The sequence below is a fragment of the Longispora urticae genome (genome assembly GCF_053902585.1).
Genome location: NZ_JAQZSH010000030.1, coordinates 78,065 through 95,246 on the forward strand (window position 1 = coordinate 78,065; position 17,182 = coordinate 95,246).

The following is a 17,182-nucleotide window of genomic DNA, read 5'->3' on the forward strand; positions in this document are numbered from 1 at the left end:
AGGCCGGGTACCGGTACCTTCACGGGCCGCTGTCGCCTCCTGCCCCAGTGGCATCGACGCGCGCCGCCGGCGGGCCCGGGTGGGCGTCGATGGTGGCCCGGATCGTCTCGGTGAGCGCGGCGGCGGTGAAGGGCTTGCCGAGGAACACCGCGTTCGGGTCGTCCGTCAGCACGCCGTGGGCGTAGGCGGAGGTGAACACCACGGGCAGGCCCGGCATCACGGCCGCGAGCCGGTGGGCGAGCTGCCGCCCGTTCATGCCCGGCATGATGACGTCGGTGAGCAGCAGGTCGATGTCGGCGTGTGCACGGGACAGTTCGAGGGCCTGGCGGGCGTTGGAGGCCGCGAGGACCCGGTAGCCGGCCGTGTGCAGGATCCGTTGCGTGAGCTCGCGGAGCGCGGGTTCGTCCTCGACGAGCAGGATCTTCTCGGTTCCGGTGGGCAGGGTCTGCGGGGTCTCGTCCGGCTCGGGTGCGTCGGCGGGCAGGGAACTGGCCGGCAGATACACGTCGATGGTGGTGCCGGTGCCGGGTGCGGAGTCGACCTGGATGTGCCCGCCGGCCTGGCGGACGATGCCGTACACGGTGGATAGGCCCAGGCCGGTGCCCTTGCCCTGGTCCTTCGTGGTGAAGAACGGCTCGAAGATCCGTGCGGCCACCTCGGGTGTCATCCCGCAGCCGGTGTCCGTGACGGTGAGCGCCACGTATCCGCCGGCTCGCACGCCCTGCCTGACGGCCCCTTCGTGGTCGAGATCGACCCGGTGGGTGCGGATCGTCAGTGTTCCGCTGCCGGGCATCGCGTCGCGGGCGTTGACGACGAGGTTGACCAGCACCTGTTCCAACTGGCCCCGGTCGACCCACACGGTGGCCGGCTCCGCGACGGCGGCGACCCGGAGGTCGATGTCCTCCCGGATGAGCCGGCACAGCATCGTCTGCGTTCCGGCGACCAGCGCGTTGACGTCCACCGCCTGCGGTCGGACGGCCTGGGTCCGGGAGAAGGCGAGCAGCTGGTGGGTCAGGCCGCCCGCCCGGGCGGCGGCGTCGCGGATCGCGGTGAGATCCCGGCGTGCGGCCTCGTCGGTGACGTCGCCGAGGAGGAGCGCGGCGTACCCGTCGATGACGGTCAGCAGGTTGTTGAAGTCGTGGGCCACTCCCCCGGCGAGCTGGCCGACCGCGTCGAGCTTCTGCGCCTGCCGCAGCTGGGCCTCGACGTTCTTCTGCTCGGTCACATCGGTCACCATCGCCAGTGTCCCGTCGCCGCCGCCGGTGTCGTTGAGGCGGGCGGTCACCGCGATCTGGACCTGGACCACCGGGCCGTCGGGGTGGCTGAGTCCCACTTCGACGTGGTGCGTCTGACCGTCACCCGCCCGGGTCAGCGTCCGTTCGACGGTGGCGCGGTCGTCATCGGTGACCAGCTCGACCAGCGGCACGCTGTGCAGCTGTGCCATGGGCCGGCCCACGATCTCGGCGAACCGGGCGTTGATGTAGTCGATCCGTCCGCCGGCATCGAGCAGCAGTACGCCCTCGTTCGTGGTTTCCACGATGCCCCGGTAGCGTTCCTCGCTGGCGCGCAGCCTCGCCTCGGACGCCTGGCGCAGCTTCAGGTCCTCGAACACCGCCGCGCCACGGACCAACGCCGGAAACCGGCTCCGCAGCGTCCAGTACCACACCGCGACGATTGCGGTCACGATGTCCCAGGCCGCGGCGTGGAAGTCATGGCCGAACGCGGCCCGCATCGCCAGCCCTGACTCCACCTCCAACCCCAGGGACGGCAGGACCATGTGGACCGTGTGCGAACCGTGGTGCACTGCGCACGTGAAGAAGATCGCCGCGGTGGCCAGGCCCAGGAGGTTGTTGAGCCACTGTTGGGAGCGCCAGAGTCCTGTCGCGATCGCGAAGGAGATCGCCAGGTACGCCACCATGATCACCAGGTTGGCCGCTGCGTCGATCACCCACCAGCTCATGCCCGCACCATCCGACCGCGTCCAGATCCACGCCTGGGCCGACCATTGCCGGCCAAGTCCGTGACGTTACCAGTCTCGGGGAAGGCCGAGCGGCTGATGCATCGCCCCGACTCGGCCGATCACCCCCCGCCGACATGTGGGCTACGATGAGCCACCTGGACATCCATCCGGCGCAGATGACCATTCGACATTCAAGGGTGCGACGTTGGAACGAAGGCACAATGGTCGAGCCGTCCGGTGACACCGTCCCCACAGGCCACGGCCAGCCCGAGCCACGCGCCGGGCGCGCCGGCGAGTCCGATCGGCACAGCGGTTCGATCCTGATCGTGGAAGACGACAAGGATCTCCAGGTACTGTTCGCCCGCGCGTTGCGGCAGGCCGGCTACTCCGTCGAGGTCGTGCCCGACAGCCTGGCCGCCTACAGCGCCATCCTCCGGTCTCTGCCCGACCTGCTGGTGCTGGACGTCGGCCTTCCCGACTCGTCGGGGCTTGATCTGTGCCGCAACATCCGCGCCTCCGCCCCGGTGGTCATGCCCATCGTCGTCGTGACGGCCCACTCCCACCTCTCCGGGGACGCCGAAGCGGCCGGGGCCACCCGGTATCTGATGAAGCCGTTGAGCCTCGAAACTCTCGTGGACGAGGTCAGGGCACTGCTCTAGGGGACGGTCCTCTGAGGGGGGACCGGCTGAGGATGCGATGGCGGTGGCCCGCACCGTCGCGGCGGTGTTGACCCCGCCAACGCTTGTCCTCGTTTTTTCGGCCCCACCGCTCGGCTCCACCAACTCCTCAAGGAGTTCGGGACGGCCGGAGTCACGGAGTACGCCCTCCGGGCCCGGCAGACAGCGCACCGAACGCGACAATGCACACGCCGCAGCCGGAATGGCCTGTCCACCGGACTCCGAGGGAGTGCCTAGTGCAGTCGGCCGTAGATGTGGTTGCCGGGCGCGTCGGGGTCGGCGCTGGTGTAGAAGTCCCGGATGGCCGCGGTGAGTTCCGCCCGGTCGAGGGTGCCGTCGCCGTCGGTGTCGAGCAGTTCGAAGATCGCGTCGGCGTCGGCGGCCGGGGTGCCGTAGGCGTTCTGGAAGATCCGCCACTCGGCCCGCGAGACGGTGCCGTCGGCGTCGGCGTCGGCGAGGTCGAGCACCGGCTCGACGGCCGGCTGGAAGTACAGTTCGTAGCCCCGTTCGTGTTCGACCACCTGACGCATGCCGGCCCGGAACTCCTCCGCCGTCACCCGGCCGTCGCCGTCGGCGTCCATGCCGGTCGCGATCGCGTCCCACAGGCCCCGGAAGGCCGCGAGCACCCGGTGCGCGCCGGGGGTGCCGGCCGCGTGTCCGTAGCCGGTGGCCACCAGGGTGCCGAGGGCCAGCGCGTCGGACTCGTCGGCGAATCCGTCCCGGTCGACGTCGAGCTGGGCGAAGGACAGGTCCCACTTGCGTTCGAGCAGCGCAGAGCTCACTTGTACCCCCAATTTGAGAATTCTCTTGTCCAATATGTGTACTTATGGGCAGTTTACAGCATGTTTGTACCTACATGGGGTGTTAGTCTGTTACTAATGCACGCGTGAGCACACCCTTATCGCTCGGCGCGCTTCGCCGACCACCCGGCCCCTGGGTCCTGGAGGCCTTCCGCATCGCCGACGGCGCGACCGGACCGACGGCCCTGGTCCGTCAACTGCGGGCCCGGATCCTCTACGACCGGGGCCGGCGCCCCGCGTTCCGGCACGCCGAGGGCCACCACGTCGACGACCAGGATCTCGACCACGGCGCCTGGCACTTCATCGCCCGCCGCGAACCGGGCGGCCCGCCGCTCGGGTACGTCCGGCTGAGCACCCCGTCGGCGACCGCCCGGTTCCAGTCCCGCGCCTACCTGGGCTCCGAGGCGTACGACCGGCTGCTCGACGAACACGGCCTCACCCCCGACGGCGTGTTCGAACACAGCCGGCTCGTCGTCGAGCACCACGCCCGCAAACTCGGCCTCGGAGTACACCTCAACGCCCTGGCCATCGGAGCCGCGCACGCGCTCGGCGCGACCGCGATGACCGGCACCTCCGGCACCCGGGACGGCCAGCACCAGTTCCACGAACGGTTCGGCTTCCGTGTCCTGCCCGGCACCCGCCGCTACGTCGAGCACTACACCGAGGACGTCGTGCTGATGCTGCGCCGGGCGGGCGAGGAGTCCGGCGAGCACGCCGACCTGGTCGCCCGGTTCGCCGAGGAGTTCCCCGGCCTGGCCGCGGCCGGCGCCACCGCCTCCACCGCGACCGGCGGCACCTGCCTCACCGCGACCGGCGCCACCACCTCGACTGAGTCCGGTGCTGCCCCGCGCGCGACCGGGACCGGCGCCACGGCCCCGCACGCGACCACCGCCGCCGCCTCGCGCGCACCCGCGCCCAGGGACCTCACCGCGGCCCGGCGGAACCACGCCCCGGACCTCGACAGCTGGCAGCCCCGGCTGTACGCCCCGTCCCGCCCCGAAGACCGCAAGGCCCTGGAGGCGCTGATCGCCTCCGACGCCGTACGCGAACTGCACGACACGATCGGCGCGCAGATCGACGAGCTGATCACCAGCCGCGAGCCGGGCGTCCGGCCCGACGAGGCGCGCCGCCGGGACCAGCTGGCCGGGCTCGACGCGTGGTCGTACGGGTCCTGGGCGCACTACCCCTGGTCGGGTCGGCTGGTGCACGTACTGCCCCGGGAGGAGTTCCGGCTGGTGCGCACCGACCGGAACCGGGGCCGGATCGAGCGGCCCGAGCAGCGCCGCCTGCTCGACAGCCGGGTCGGCGTGATCGGCCTGTCGGTCGGCAACAGCGCGGCGGTCACCCTGGCCCTGGAAGGGGTGGCCGGACGGTTCCGGCTCGCGGACTTCGACACCCTGGGCATGTCGAACCTGAACCGGCTGCGCGCCGGAATGCACGAACTCGGTCTCAACAAGGCGGTGCTCACCGCGCGGCAGCTCTACGAGATCGACCCCTATCTGGAGATCGAGATCTTCCCGGCCGGCCTGGACGGCGACAACCTCGACGCGTTCCTCGCCGGGCTGGACCTGGTCGTGGAGGAGTGCGACACCCCGTACATCAAGGTCGCCGCGCGGGAGCGGGCCCGCGCGGCCGGCATCCCCGTCGTGATGGACTGCAACGACCGGGGCATGCTCGACGTCGAGCGCTTCGACCTGGAACCCGACCGCCCGCTGTTGCACGGCCGGATCGCCGTCGACTCCGGCAGGGTGGCGGGGCTGTCGCGACCGGAGCAGATCGAGCTGCTCCTCGCCATGGTCGACGCCGACCGGATCAGCCCGCAGCTGCGCGCCTCGTTCGCCGAGCTCGGCCGCAGTCTGAGCAGCTGGCCCCAGCTCGCCTCCGGGGTCTCCCTCGGCGGCGCGCTGGTCACCGAGGCCGCCCGCCGGATCCTGCTCGGCGGGGACTGCCCGTCCGGCCGGTACTACGTGGACCTCACCGACCTGATCGCCGCCCACCACGACGTGTACCGGAGCCAGACATGACCAGCCCTCTGCCGATTCCGGTGGCGATCCGGGGCACCGGCGTCCACCTGCCCGAACGCGTGATCACCAACCGCGAGCTGACCGAGACCCTCAACACCAACGAGGAGTGGATCGTCCGGCGGACCGGGATCCGGGAACGCCGCAGCCTCTCCCCCGACCTGGCCACCTCCGACATGTGCCTGCCGGCCGCCGAGGACGCCCTCGCCGCCGCCGGGCTCAGCGCGCGGGACCTCGACGCGGTCATCGTCTCCAGCTACACCTACGACCAGCCGTTGCCGTCCACCGCGCTGATCGTCAAGGAGCGCCTGGGTGCCGTCCGTGCGCTGCCCGTCGACCTCACCCAGGCGGCGTGCGTGGGCGGCGTGCAGGCCCTGCTGTTGGCCGCGCACCTGCTCCAGGGCCGGGGCTTCCGCGCGGTGCTGGTGCTGGCCGCCGACTGCGCGTCGCGGGTCATCTCGCCGACCGACCGCACCTCCCGGGTGTTCTTCGGCGACGCGGCAGCCGCCGCGGTCCTCACCACGGCCGCCAGCGGCGGGCTGTTGTCCTACCACTACGACTCGCTCCTGTCCTACGACGTGGAGATCCCGGCCGGTGGTTCGCGCCGGCCGACCAGCGCGCAGACCGTCGCCGAGGGCGGCCACCACGTGAAGATGGACGGCAGGGCGGTGTGGAAGGCCGCGACGGTCAACCTTCCGGACAGCATCCGCGCGGCGGTCGACGCCTCGGGGCTGCCGATGGCCGCGATCGACCACTTCTTCCTGCACCAGGCCAACCTCAACATCCTGCGCGAGGCGCTCGACGCCCTGGACGTCCCGGAATCGAAGGCGCCCATCACCCTCGACCGGCTCGGCAACACCGGGGCGGCGGGGATGTTCACGGCACTGCACGAGGTCACGAGTACGACGGGTTTGCGTCCCGGCGCGACGTACGTGATGTCCGCGATCGGCGCAGGCTTCCAATGGGGAAGCCTCTGCTTCCAGCACGGGTAGGAACACCGTGCCGGATGTGGCGGACCCTTGCGCGGTCTGCCACATCCGGCGCAGGCGACGTCCCGTCGGGAGTGCCTCATGTCGGACAGGGCTCGGCGTCGCGAACGCCCGGGGTGGGCGGCAGGATCAGAATCGGCACCCACTTGCCGTGCGGATTGTCGTGGCCCTGCGGATCGGCGTTGCCGTAGAACCGCGGTTCCCCGCTGGCGACGATGGCAACAGCCCCGGCTGGCCGCTGCCCTGGTCGGCGCCCCCACCACGGAGTCCCAGTACGTCATCGACCGGCCCTCGTTGCCGAGTACCAGATGGACAAGGGGCTCGGCATCACCCCCCGGTCCTCGGCGTCCTCGCGCGGCCCGTCGTGGACGTTGTTCCAACAGGCGTCGTCCCTCCTGGACCGGTCCGCGATGCGGAGTGGCAACAGCCGGCGGAATCCGGAGGAATCCCCTGGAAGTCGTCCCATGCCTGAACGTCGTGGCCGGAAAACCCCTGTAGCGGTAGGGCCGAACGGCCTGGTTTCGGCAGGCCACCTGATCCTGACGGTCCGTTACTTTCAGTGATGTACTGGTCCGGTTGCCGTTGCAGGAGCTGGCGCTGGGAGTGGACATGCTGGTGATCGTCGAGGTCGACACAGTGCCGGAGACACCGGCGACCGTAGCGACAGCGTTGGCCGAGGTCGCGGTGATGCACGAGCTGGTGGTCGTGTGCTCCGAGGACTTCGGCCCGCGCGGCCTGGCTGAGGCACTGCGGCGCTGTCTGCCGAGGTTCTCCGTCGTCACGGTAGTCACCGACACCACGGACCGTTCCGGTCAGGCTCTGGTGGGCGAACTGGTCGAGGCGGGCGGGGTTCCCGTGGTGGCCGCCGTGGGCGACCTGATCGGGCTGGTGGCGGAGCTGGAGCGACGCCTTCGGGCGGATCTGGTGTTGGAAATGGTCACGGGCCCGAGGTTGCAGTGGCTACGCCACCCTGTGGCGGCGTGAGAGTCGAAATCCGGTGTCGTGCCGAGGGCACCCCGGGGTACGCGAGGCGGTGAATCGTGTGTTCGCCGGCGATGATCACGCGGTAGGCCCCGGAACTCTGCTGACGAACCCGGGCTGGGTGTCGATCCAGCCGGACAACAGCGGGCTGGTGATGCCGTCCGGGCCGGCGGGAGGTGCCTGCGACCAGACCAGGAGTTCGTCCTGGATCCGAGGTTCCGAGCGGGCCGGGCCGGTCGGACGACACCGCCAACGGCGGCCTCGACACGTCCGCGAGCGGAGCTCGTCGCGGAAGTACGACACAGGTCTCAGGAAGCGAGTTCCGGATAGGACCCGGTCAGGCGTGTCAAGAGGCGCTTGCAGCCGAGGTGCCTCATTTCCGGCAGCGGCCACTACGCCACCGAGGCACTGTCGGGATACGGCGCGTGCGGGTCGAATTCGGGGGCGTCTTATGAGTCTCGTCCGTGCCAGTCGAGGCAGAAGACGATGGCGTCGTCGGTGAGTTGGGTGTACTCACCGAGTTCCCGCAGGATGGTGCGGGCGGCTTCCGGGGCGGGTTGGTTGTGGGTGGTGTGGATGGCGTTGTGCAGAGCGGTGGTGCCGTATTCTTCGCCGCCGTTGGAGCGGGCGGCGTGCACGCCGTCGCTGACGATGACGTAACGGTCGCCGGGGAGCGCCCGGAAGTGCTGCTGGGTGTAGTGGGTGCCGTCGAACATGCCGAGTGGCAGTTGGGCTTCGAAGGTCACGTGCTCGACCTCGCCGTCGCGCAGTCGCAGCATTCTGGGTGAGCCGGCGTCGATGGCCGCGACGTCGCCGGTGGCCAGGTCGAAACGCAGGAGCAGGGTGGCGATGTGCAGGCGTCCGCCGTACTGGGCGTAGATGGCCTGGTCTGCGAGGGCGGCCTGGTCGATGAGGCCGACTCCGGCGCGGCGGGCGTTGCGCAGAGCGTTGACGGCGAGGTTGGTCAGCAGCGCGCCTTCCATGCCTTCGCCCATGCCGTTGGAGACGGTGACCGTGAGGTGGCTGCCGTCGGTGGACCAGTCGAAGTTGTCGGCGCCGACGGCGTAGGCAGGCTCGAGCTGCGCGCCGATGCTGTACTCCTGGCGGGAGCACGCCCTTCCCGGCAGGAGTTGCCACTGCATCTCCGCCGCCAGGGTGAGGCGTTTGCGCCGGCGGGCCTGCAGGTACAGGTCGGTGTCGCGTTCGGCGACGATGATCTCGTGGCCGAGGGCCGTGGCGATCGCGGCGAGTTCCGCGACCGTCGTGGTGTCGGGCGGGGAGGCGCACTTCAGGACGAGGACGCCGAGGCGGTCGCCGCGCACCGTGACCGGCATGTAGAAGGTGTGGGCGTCGGCGACGGGGGTCTGGGAGGTGAACGCGGCGCCCGCCGCCGTGGTGCTCAGGGGCACGGGTTCGGTCGCGTCGAGGGGCTGGCCGACGGGCCGCAGCACGGTGAGGCCGTAGTCGGCCATCAGGAGCGCGAACAGCTCGATGTCGTAGTGCCCGCGCAGGGCTGCGGCGAGGGTGGACAGCAGCGCGTGAGGGGCTGCAGCCCGGAGTTCCCGACTGAGATGATCAACCGTCATATCAGACACTTCGCATCCTTACGGACAATATTTGCAAGGCCGGCTGGCTTTGCCTGGCAGAATCCGGCGGCGGCGCGTACTCCCGCCGGTGGGTGAGCTGCCATAGTAGTGGAGATGAAGACACCTGCACCTCGGGCCGCCACCGAGCGGGCCGCCGTGGTGGAGGCCAGCTTGGAGCAGGTCATCGCGGTGTGGAGCCGGCCGAACGACAACGCGGGAGTGTCCGCCTCCCAGCTGAGGGCACTGACCGTGGTCGAGCGCCACAACCAGATCAACCTCACCGGACTGGCCGAGGAGCTCGGGGTAATCCCCTCCTCCGCCAGCCGACTGTGTGACCGACTGCACGCGGCCGGGCTACTGGACCGTGACCTCAGCCCCGTCACCCGCCGCGAGATCGTACTTCGACTGACGCCGGATGGGACGGATCTGCTGGTCCGGCTGCGGTCGCGACGGATCACGGCACTCGCCGAAGTTCTCGAAGCCATGGAACCCAGCGCCCAGCATGCCCTCACGGAGGGACTGGCGAGTCTTCAAGCCGCGGTCGCATCACGGGTAAGCCCCAACCCCTAGCCCGATTCCCGGGACGCGCCACCAACCCGATACCTGCCGTGTCGAGCTCAGAGTTGCGGGCCGTGACCTCTCGCGCGCTATATTTGCCGTATGACAACTGTTGGCTTAGTGCACGTGACGCGATGACGGGCGCCGGATTCGCCCACCCGACCCGCCAAGAGGCGGCGGTCGTAGGCCGCGGCGAACCCGACACCACCCCGACGAAGGAACATGTGCCGGCCCCAGCGGGGGCCAACACCGACGCTGCCACGGTCATCACGACCAAATCCGCAGGCGACGGTGTCCTGATCGCGGTGCACGGCGAGGTGGACCTGGGCTGCCACGACACACTGTTCACGGTCCTGCACGACGCGATCACCGCCGGGCGGATCCACCTCACGGTTGACCTGTCGGGCACAACATTCCTGGACTCCGGCGGCATCGGCGTCCTGATCGCCGGACGCAACGCCGCCAACGCGGCGCAGGGCACCCTGACCGTCACCGGCGCGACAGGACTCGTCGCCCGCATCCTGAAAATGACAGGAGTATGGGACACCCTCACCACCCCGCGACGGCTTAGCTAACTGGAGAGTCGCGAAATCCGAGATCGGGCGGCGGCGTGCGTGGGCGGTCTCGCGAGGGCGCGTCACGGTCACCGAGACCGGTAACGCGTAGCCCCCACGGCCGTTCCATCGAACCGTTGAGGAACCCGAGGTCGAAGGGTCCCTCAGCTCGGTGGGCGTGTGCGGGGCGGATCGCGGGCCGCCTCCACCCTGCCTGATCACACGCAAGTAGCCGGATGAAATGGAGGACGATGTTGCGCTGGGCGGTCCTGCCGCGGGTACCCCGCCTATCCTCCGGCACTTTCATAGCCGGCCGCCACCTCGCCAGGCGGGGCGTGGTCAGCGCCGGGGGCCGGCACCTCCGGCGTGACACCGAGGACGGCGGTGACGATCGTCGTACCTGAAATGTTGGGCAGGATCAACAACCGCTCAGCGAACATCCTCACCATCCATAGTCCTCGCCCGCCCTCAGACAGCAGCGGGGGACCGACGTGCCCGGCGACCGGGTCGATACGGCCCCTGGCCGGGTTGGACACCTGAACGAAGAGACGGCCCCTGCGGTACCACGCCCGACACCAGCCGAGACCACCTCCATGACGGACCGCGTTCGTACTCAACTCCGCCACCACCACCGCGACCATCCCCAAACGCACCGCCCCGACCCCAACCGAAGCCGCAAACCGCCCGACAGCCGCCCGCACACGACGCAAATCCTCGGCGGTGACCATCATCGTCACCGGCACACGCCGACCGCCATCCGGCCGCAGCGGCCGGGCACGCCAGGTTGGACCACTGCTTACCATCGCCGCCGCCATGCTGCTCATACGAAGTCCCGTACCCGCCCCGCAACGAACCAACACCCTCGACAGGCACTGGGGCCGCGCATCGATATTCATACGGTGACCTGTTCGAGCAGAGTCAGGGCCTCGGCCCCGCCTGGCCTGGCGATACCCGGCAGTCATGGTCGGCGGCGGAGGTCCCCGTCCCGCCAGAGCGGTGTCCGACAGCCGAGCACCTCAGGCGTGGACATCCATACCCCATCGCCGCCCGGACTTTCCGCCGGCGGCGCCGACACATGGGCGCCAGGCCGCAGCCGGCTGCCGACGCCCTGTTCACCTCCAACGGGGTGGGCCAGGTGACGGGAGCCGACGGCGGGATGCGTCGAGGCTGTCAGCTCTCTGCTCCATTGCCACCTATGGCGCGGCCGCCTGCCACTCCGGCGACGGCTGGACGACCAGGCTGAAGAACACCGCCGGCCAGGCGCTGCACGATGCGGAACGGAACCTGACGCAAGCAGGTCGGTCGTCGCTGACGCAGCAGAGCGGACAGGGAAGCTCCCCGTCCGCTCCTGCTCTCCGCGTTCACGGCGACGAGAATCGCCCTGTGCTCGCGTGTGCCCCATCGAAGACTTCCGACAGTCCCATGCCCGCGCTCGGCAGCACCAACAGCTGACGACCGGGAAGCCGGGGCTGGCGGCTACGCCTTGATGGCCGCGAGAATGCCGTCCCACAGCGCGACGCGGGCGTCGAGCGCCGCGTTGACGGTGTCGGCGCAGTCCTGCCACTTCTGCTCGTCGTCGCCGCACAGGTCGGCGAGCATCTGCATCGCCATCGGGGTGTGCTTCTCCCCGTCGACCTCGATGTGCCGCTCCAGGTAGTCCACGAACGTGTTGAGCTTGTTGTCCCGCTCGTTCACGGCCACGACCTGCTGGAACATGTCCGGGATCAGGTCCTCGCGGCCGAACGCGAACGCCGCAGCCTGGCAGTGGATCGGCTGGGTCTCGATGAACGTGAACGTCGCGTTCGCGAACGCCAGCGACGGGGCCGGGGTGCCGGCCTCGACGAGCGCCTCGCGGACCGGCCGCCCCGCCCGCAGCAGGCTGATCAGGGAGTCGATCGCGGTGGTGTCGGCGCCGGCCTCGCGCATGCCGTTGACGTACAGCTCGAAGTGGCTGATGTACCCGTCGCCGAGCTCGTCGCTCTCCTCGACCGTGACGATGTCGTTGATCAGGTGCCGGCTGGCCCGGTGCGCCGTGGGCAGCCACGGCACGGACACGCAGGTCAGGTTGATCTGGAGCGACTTCAGCAGGGACATGAAGTCCCAGACGGCGAAGACGTGGTGCTCCATGAACGTCACGATCGCGTCGTGGTTGTCCAGGGTGCGGTACATCGGGTGGGCCACCACCCGGGCGCGGGCCTCGTCCACGGCCTTCTCGAGACGTTCGATCCCCGGGTGGGTCTGGCCCCAGTCATAGCGCGACATCGAATTCTCCTCCTACTGGTCGCAGCAACGCTGCGGCACACCGTTCGCTGACGGGCGTGCCCGGAATCGCCGCCGACTCTGCCATCGGGTGCCACAGATCCACAGCGGATCCGGCACAAGCCCGCCACACAACTCCCCTTCGCACCGGGACACGGCTTGTCGTCCCTGTCGCGGCACGGCGGAATTTGTTGGATCGACGCAAGGCTAGGCCGGTTCGGTGAGTGCTCGCAATGGGTTGGACCGGCACTTTTGCACTTTAAAGTGAGGAGCCCCTCGACTTCAGATCTAATCGGAGGCTGCCCTCCGTGTATGCTGCGGCGCATGGCAACTCGCAAGGCCCCCGCGGGGCCCCTACGTCAGGACGCGCGGCGGAACCGGGCCGCACTGCTGGCCGCCGCGCAGGTCGCGTTCGCGGAGGAGGGCCTCAATGCCCCGCTGGAGGGGGTAGCCCGCCGCGCGGAGGTCGCGATCGGCACGCTGTACCGGCACTTCCCGACCCGGATGGACCTGGTCGCGGCCGTCATCGCAGACAAGAAGCGCGCCTGGATCAAGGCTGCCGAGGCCGCGGTGGTGATGGAGCCGGCATGGGACGGGCTGGTGTTCTTCCTGGAGCGGACCTGCGAGTTGCAGGCCGGGGACCTGGCCTTCAACGACATCGCGTCGATGCGGTTCCCGCACGCGGGCATCGAGGCCGCCCGCAAACGCGCCTACGACCTCGGTCGGCGGATCGTCGAACGGGCCCAGGCGGAGGGCAGCCTGCGCGCCGATGTCACCGCGGAGGACCTGGCGTTCATCGTCTGGGCGCTGTCCCGGGTCAGCGAGGCGACGTTCGCCATCGATCCGTCGGCCTGGCGGCGCTACCTGGCTCTCACCCTCGACGGGTACCGGGCCGCTGCGGCCCACCCACTGCCGACCCCGCCACTGCGCCCACGTCAGGTGCTGCGAGCCCAGCTCCAGCTCGGCCGCCGCCGGCTCCGGTGAACTGGCGCCCGCCGGGAGCACCACAGGCCCTTTTCGTAGTCGCATGGGCAGGGGCCGTGGCACCGGCCACGTCCAGGACCCGCAGGTCACCGTCCCAGGCCACACCCACCGCGGTCGCGGGGAGAACGGCGGCCCGCGCCGCTTGGGGCGCCACCACCAGTCCCCCGACGACTGCCGCCGCCAAAACGGCGCCCCCAACGAAGCGCTGTAACCAGCGCGACCGTGATCACCGGGCCCATATCGGTCCCTGGAACGCCGGGTGGAACCTCCCGACTCTTGGGTGCGTCCCCGCCGTCCTCGGATCGATAGGACCGCGTCCAGTAGCGGCAAAGCTGGGTGACGTCGCGTCGGTTCCCGCCGCGGAGCAATGCGATCCCACAGATCCTCGGGGACAAGGCTCGCGATCACGACACTGAGACTTGCCAGACAATCCGGTTGAGCACACCGAGCTGGCTCGACATACTCCGCGAATGACCAGCACCAAGGACGAAGCCACTGGGCGGGGTTGAGGAGGATCGCGAGGGCCTCCTCGGTGATCTGGACAGGCTGGAGGAGCGACGCTCCAGCCTCCTCGACGCCGCGCTCACCGACAACTCGACCGCCCTGCCCCTGCGGCACCTCCGTACCAACAGAGTCACCTGAACGATTCGCACGTCGGCCGCACCTGTGCCCGCCAGGCAGAGCCTCGCTAACGCGTGATCCCCGGCCACGAAGACTCCGTGAACGGCCTGTCGTCCGAGTCCTGCGAGGTCTCGGCACTCGTCGCCGGTCTGCTGGGGCACGGTGCACACGCATCCGCGACGAGGCGACCGACAACTGGGATGGCCGGGAGGCGATGGAGCGGTACGCCAGAAGGGCGGCACGCTTCTGCGTGGTCTTGGCCGGCGGCCTTCACGACCCCCTGTCTGCGGAAACTTGGAGAAGCCGCATTGCCGCCGACGTTGGCCGGACTATGGCTGACTCGGAGCGTTCCGACCAGACACGATGAAGGTCGCGGGAACAACTCGACTGCTCACAGGTCACCGTTCTGTTCGTCCAGTTCGCGCTGGTTCCACCAAGGCAGCACGTGACGCACATGGCCATCCGCCGGCGGGATGAGGCCGATCTCGATGGCTGTACGCATGTCCTCGTAGAGGATGGATCGTGCCCGGTACTTTGTGGTCCTTAGACTCTCGATCGCTTCACGATTCGACTTACCTTGCGCCCTGGCCTCGAGTATTGCCTGCGCAACCTCGTTTAGCCTGGGCCAATCGAGCGTGTGCCATTTGCTGCTCATCCGGCGTTTCACTTCTGCCAGCCTCTGAGCGTCTCGTGCCGCCTCGCGTCGGTACTGGTCCGTCGCGCGGGCCTCGGCCATCCTCTGCGCTTCTTCGGAGGAGCTGGCTGGAGGTGGAGGCCCCCAAGCCCACCGGATAGGCACCCAACGCCAGCGTCCGTCAGGTTCGATCTTGAGGAGTCCCGGGGTGCCAGCGATCATCGCCACCGCGGTAGCGAGCGGACCCCTCGCGATGGCCTGGATCGCCTGAGCGTGATCGATGACCGACGACACACCCGTGACCGCCAGGGCCTCCCCGACCTGGATACTTCCGGACTCGATCCGTAGCGGTACGCAGACCTTGACTCCGGTGGTCTGGCACGTCAGCGCGAGCCGGAAGCGAGGTGGGTAGAGTCCGCCCGCCAGTAGCACGAGCCTGTCCTCGTGCCAGATTTCTTCACCCTCATGAAGCCCGGGCTCGACCGAAACTGCAGTCCAGGCCCTGTCCGGTTTCTGCGGCGATTTCGTCGGACGCGATTGCATAGCGGGACACTGTAGCCGCCTGGCACCGTCGAGGCATGGATGAAACACCCTCTCCCCCGGATGTCCCCGAACCCAGTGCCGACCGATCTGGCTGGTCCACGGGCGAGTGGGTGGCGTGTGCGGTCGCCGGGGTGCTGCTGTTCGCAGCGATTTCCTTCGGCACCGTTGGCGTCGTGCGGAACTACCCGCCCCTGGTCGCCTACATGAGCGGCCTCGCCATCGCCACCGGCATCGTCGTCACCGTCTGGCTGCGCCTGCGCGACGAACGGCGCTCGGCGAGTCGCCTGACAGACGAACCACCGGATGTTCCGGGCACGGTGGTGGACTAGGACCGAGCCGAGGCACACCCCCATGAGTGATCTTGAATCCGAATAAGGTCGCTGTTCTTATAGTTGGCTAGTTGCGAGGAGACCCGGGCGTCGCCCGGGTCTCCTCGTGTTTCCACAGTTGATCCGGTAGCAACGGGCGGCGCGCCCGCTTGCGCCGGACTTCTGGCTGAGCCCGGCACATGGAGGGAACCCAGCTGCGTTGGCCAGAGCGGGGGCATAGCCCGTTCGTCATGAACGTGTCCCAGCGCGGCACGTGCTTCGGCCGCGCCGAACTCGCCACCGTCCTGGTCGGGCCTGATGACTGGGCCCTCACGCTGCTCGGGCCGGGCCTGGTGCTCATTGGCCCGGTTGTCGTGCCCGTGCTGCTGGGTGTCGGCCTTGGGGCGTTTGCGGTCTGGGCCCGGTGGGGCGCGGTCGTGTCGGCGCTGGCCGGGTCGAGTTCGCGGCGGGCGGCCTTGCTGTCGTCAGTCTCGGAAGGTTGCTCGTCCGGGCTTGCGGCTGTGACCCCGGCGGTTCTACGGTGCCAGCCGACGACGGTGTCGTGGGGGACGCGCTCTTCAGCGAGCTCAAGGCGATGGCTACTTCGAGAGGGCATTCGGCAAGGACTGCGTGGACGACCCACGGGACGACGCGCCGGCGCTCTTCGAACGCGCACTGGGCGTGGAAGACGTGTGGCCGGCCGTGGCTACCGCCAAGGTTTACCCCCGGTGTCAACCAGGGGCGGATGGCAACCCCACCGCCTGTGTCTACAGTCGAGACCTCAAGATCCAGATCCCCAGCGGGAGGTACCGGATGCACAGGCGACTGCTCTCCACCGTCATCGCGGCGGCTGTCGGTGTCGGCACGGTGGCCGTCGCCGCGACCCCTGCCGTGGCGGCGACCCCCGGCGCGGCCATCGACTGCTCGACCGCATGGTCGAACCCCAGCGCCCTGACCTCGAAGATCGTCGGGAACACGGTGAACTTCCGCACCGGCCCGGACACCATCTGCAACTCGAACGGCACCTGGAACAACGGCACGGAGCTGTACATGCACTGCTGGACGTTCGGCCAGGGCGTGACGAACTCGTCGGGTTGGACGTCATACGTCTGGTGGCACGTGCGGCGGAAGGACAGCAAGCAGCAGGGTTTCGTCAGCGACCAGTACCTGGTCCGCCCCTGGCCGGACCGCCCGGCCGGACAGCGGTGCTGATCAGCCCCGGGCGGTGGTGCGACGGGCGTACCCGCCGCACCACCGCGGGCATCAGCAGGCGCGTGCGCTGACGACGCCGGTCGGTTGGAACACCTGGGCGTACTCCGTGGTCACGCCGCCGAAGACGCTTGTCGTGTAGATCGCGTAGGTGACGGTCTGGCACTCGACGACCAGCCCCAGCTCTGTCCCGGACCGAGCGTCACGTCGATCCCGCTGCTCCGGGTGAGTGAGGTGTTGAGCTGGGCGCCGAGCGAGGCGGAGAGAACGTCCTTCGCGCCCGCCGAGATGCCCCCGCTGACCTGGTACGTGACCGTGTAGGTAAACGTCTGGGTCAGCTTCACCGGTGAGGGCGTCGTGTTGCGCGGAGGGCCAATCCACGTACCCAGTGCCACAATACGTCGGCCCCCCAGTTGGCAAGGTTGGTTTTCGGCTCGAAGACCTCTTCTGGGGCGGCCAGACACCGTGGTCCAACCCGGTCCACGAGTCGCGGCCGTA

15 protein-coding genes and 1 pseudogene are annotated in these 17,182 nt (G+C 69.3%); 9 read left to right on the forward strand and 7 right to left on the reverse strand.

From position 1 onward, the window contains the following. Positions 1 to 19 precede the first annotated feature (19 nt). Positions 20 to 1,960 carry an ATP-binding protein gene (locus PT931_RS21060; protein WP_456247467.1) on the reverse strand — a complete coding sequence of 647 codons (1,941 nt, stop codon included), beginning with the start codon at positions 1,958 to 1,960 and terminating at the stop codon, positions 20 to 22. Between the two features lie 221 nt (positions 1,961 to 2,181). On the opposite strand from PT931_RS21060, the gene PT931_RS21065 reads away from it, so the two are divergent. Next, the gene (locus PT931_RS21065; RefSeq protein ID WP_456247468.1) at positions 2,182 to 2,619 is read left to right on the forward strand and encodes a response regulator transcription factor; all 438 of its coding nucleotides are present in this window, start codon (positions 2,182 to 2,184) and stop codon (positions 2,617 to 2,619) included. A 251-nt stretch (positions 2,620 to 2,870) separates the two neighbouring features. On the opposite strand, the gene PT931_RS21070 is transcribed toward PT931_RS21065, so the two are convergent. Continuing rightward, positions 2,871 to 3,419 carry an EF-hand domain-containing protein gene (locus tag PT931_RS21070; protein WP_456247469.1) on the reverse strand — a complete coding sequence of 183 codons (549 nt, stop codon included), beginning with the start codon at positions 3,417 to 3,419 and terminating at the stop codon, positions 2,871 to 2,873. Between the two features lie 104 nt (positions 3,420 to 3,523). On the opposite strand from PT931_RS21070, the gene PT931_RS21075 reads away from it, so the two are divergent. From PT931_RS21075 to PT931_RS21085, 3 genes are all read left to right on the forward strand, one after another. After that, positions 3,524 to 5,461, forward strand: a complete 1,938-nt coding sequence (locus tag PT931_RS21075) for a ThiF family adenylyltransferase (protein WP_456247470.1) — start codon at positions 3,524 to 3,526, stop codon at positions 5,459 to 5,461. Continuing rightward, positions 5,458 to 6,450, forward strand: a complete 993-nt coding sequence (locus tag PT931_RS21080) for a 3-oxoacyl-ACP synthase III family protein (protein WP_456247471.1) — start codon at positions 5,458 to 5,460, stop codon at positions 6,448 to 6,450. The genes PT931_RS21075 and PT931_RS21080 overlap by 4 nt, the downstream gene beginning before the upstream one ends. Before the next feature lie 606 nt (positions 6,451 to 7,056). Beyond that, on the forward strand, positions 7,057 to 7,431 hold the full coding sequence (locus PT931_RS21085; RefSeq protein WP_456247472.1) for a hypothetical protein: 375 nt from the start codon (positions 7,057 to 7,059) through the stop codon (positions 7,429 to 7,431). A 446-nt stretch (positions 7,432 to 7,877) separates the two neighbouring features. On the opposite strand, the gene PT931_RS21090 is transcribed toward PT931_RS21085, so the two are convergent. Beyond that, complete coding sequence (locus PT931_RS21090; RefSeq protein WP_456247473.1) at positions 7,878 to 9,014, reverse strand: PP2C family protein-serine/threonine phosphatase; 1,137 nt, start codon at positions 9,012 to 9,014, stop codon at positions 7,878 to 7,880. Positions 9,015 to 9,128: 114 nt separating this feature from the next. Here PT931_RS21090 and PT931_RS21095 point away from each other — a divergent pair, with 114 nt between their 5' ends. Then, the gene (locus tag PT931_RS21095; RefSeq protein ID WP_456247474.1) at positions 9,129 to 9,584 is read left to right on the forward strand and encodes a MarR family winged helix-turn-helix transcriptional regulator; all 456 of its coding nucleotides are present in this window, start codon (positions 9,129 to 9,131) and stop codon (positions 9,582 to 9,584) included. Between the two features lie 212 nt (positions 9,585 to 9,796). Then, a complete protein-coding gene (locus PT931_RS21100; RefSeq protein ID WP_456247475.1) occupies positions 9,797 to 10,147 on the forward strand; it encodes an STAS domain-containing protein in 351 nt (116 codons plus the stop codon). 266 nt (positions 10,148 to 10,413) lie between these two features. On the opposite strand, the gene PT931_RS21105 is transcribed toward PT931_RS21100, so the two are convergent. Both PT931_RS21105 and PT931_RS21110 read right to left on the reverse strand, forming a co-directional pair. Then, positions 10,414 to 10,857, reverse strand: a complete 444-nt coding sequence (locus PT931_RS21105) for an ATP-binding protein (RefSeq protein WP_456247493.1) — start codon at positions 10,855 to 10,857, stop codon at positions 10,414 to 10,416. A gap of 745 nt (positions 10,858 to 11,602) precedes the next feature. After that, positions 11,603 to 12,388: a DUF3050 domain-containing protein gene (locus PT931_RS21110; RefSeq protein WP_456247476.1), complete on the reverse strand. Its 786-nt coding sequence runs from the start codon at positions 12,386 to 12,388 to the stop codon at positions 11,603 to 11,605. A gap of 321 nt (positions 12,389 to 12,709) precedes the next feature. Between PT931_RS21110 and PT931_RS21115 the strand changes: the two genes are divergently transcribed. Continuing rightward, positions 12,710 to 13,369 carry a TetR/AcrR family transcriptional regulator gene (locus tag PT931_RS21115; RefSeq protein WP_456247477.1) on the forward strand — a complete coding sequence of 220 codons (660 nt, stop codon included), beginning with the start codon at positions 12,710 to 12,712 and terminating at the stop codon, positions 13,367 to 13,369. 1,012 nt (positions 13,370 to 14,381) lie between these two features. Here the strand turns inward: PT931_RS21115 and PT931_RS21120 are convergent. Then, complete coding sequence (locus PT931_RS21120; protein WP_456247478.1) at positions 14,382 to 15,167, reverse strand: hypothetical protein; 786 nt, start codon at positions 15,165 to 15,167, stop codon at positions 14,382 to 14,384. A gap of 131 nt (positions 15,168 to 15,298) precedes the next feature. Between PT931_RS21120 and PT931_RS21125 the strand changes: the two genes are divergently transcribed. Continuing rightward, positions 15,299 to 15,496 carry a hypothetical protein gene (locus tag PT931_RS21125; protein ID WP_456247479.1) on the forward strand — a complete coding sequence of 66 codons (198 nt, stop codon included), beginning with the start codon at positions 15,299 to 15,301 and terminating at the stop codon, positions 15,494 to 15,496. Positions 15,497 to 16,288: 792 nt separating this feature from the next. Then, positions 16,289 to 16,687 (forward strand): hypothetical protein, encoded by a 399-nt coding sequence (locus PT931_RS21130; protein WP_456247480.1) that lies wholly within the window; start codon positions 16,289 to 16,291, stop codon positions 16,685 to 16,687. Between the two features lie 51 nt (positions 16,688 to 16,738). On the opposite strand, the pseudogene PT931_RS21135 reads toward PT931_RS21130, so the two are convergent. After that, positions 16,739 to 17,148, reverse strand: a pseudogene (locus PT931_RS21135) (DUF6426 family protein). Positions 17,149 to 17,182 lie beyond the last annotated feature (34 nt).

Bases quoted from the DNA above. Each gene is read 5' to 3' on its own strand.
- PT931_RS21060 (WP_456247467.1), bottom strand. From the start codon at position 1,960: ATGAGCTGGTGGGTGATCGACGCAGCGGCCAACCTGGTGATCATGGTG.
- PT931_RS21065 (WP_456247468.1), top strand. From the start codon at position 2,182: ATGGTCGAGCCGTCCGGTGACACCGTCCCCACAGGCCACGGCCAGCCC.
- PT931_RS21080 (WP_456247471.1), top strand. From the start codon at position 5,458: ATGACCAGCCCTCTGCCGATTCCGGTGGCGATCCGGGGCACCGGCGTC.
- PT931_RS21085 (WP_456247472.1), top strand. From the start codon at position 7,057: ATGCTGGTGATCGTCGAGGTCGACACAGTGCCGGAGACACCGGCGACC.
- PT931_RS21090 (WP_456247473.1), bottom strand. From the start codon at position 9,014: ATGACGGTTGATCATCTCAGTCGGGAACTCCGGGCTGCAGCCCCTCAC.
- PT931_RS21095 (WP_456247474.1), top strand. From the start codon at position 9,129: ATGAAGACACCTGCACCTCGGGCCGCCACCGAGCGGGCCGCCGTGGTG.
- PT931_RS21105 (WP_456247493.1), bottom strand. From the start codon at position 10,857: ATGATGGTCACCGCCGAGGATTTGCGTCGTGTGCGGGCGGCTGTCGGG.
- PT931_RS21110 (WP_456247476.1), bottom strand. From the start codon at position 12,388: ATGTCGCGCTATGACTGGGGCCAGACCCACCCGGGGATCGAACGTCTC.
- PT931_RS21115 (WP_456247477.1), top strand. From the start codon at position 12,710: ATGGCAACTCGCAAGGCCCCCGCGGGGCCCCTACGTCAGGACGCGCGG.
- PT931_RS21120 (WP_456247478.1), bottom strand. From the start codon at position 15,167: ATGCAATCGCGTCCGACGAAATCGCCGCAGAAACCGGACAGGGCCTGG.
- PT931_RS21130 (WP_456247480.1), top strand. From the start codon at position 16,289: ATGCACAGGCGACTGCTCTCCACCGTCATCGCGGCGGCTGTCGGTGTC.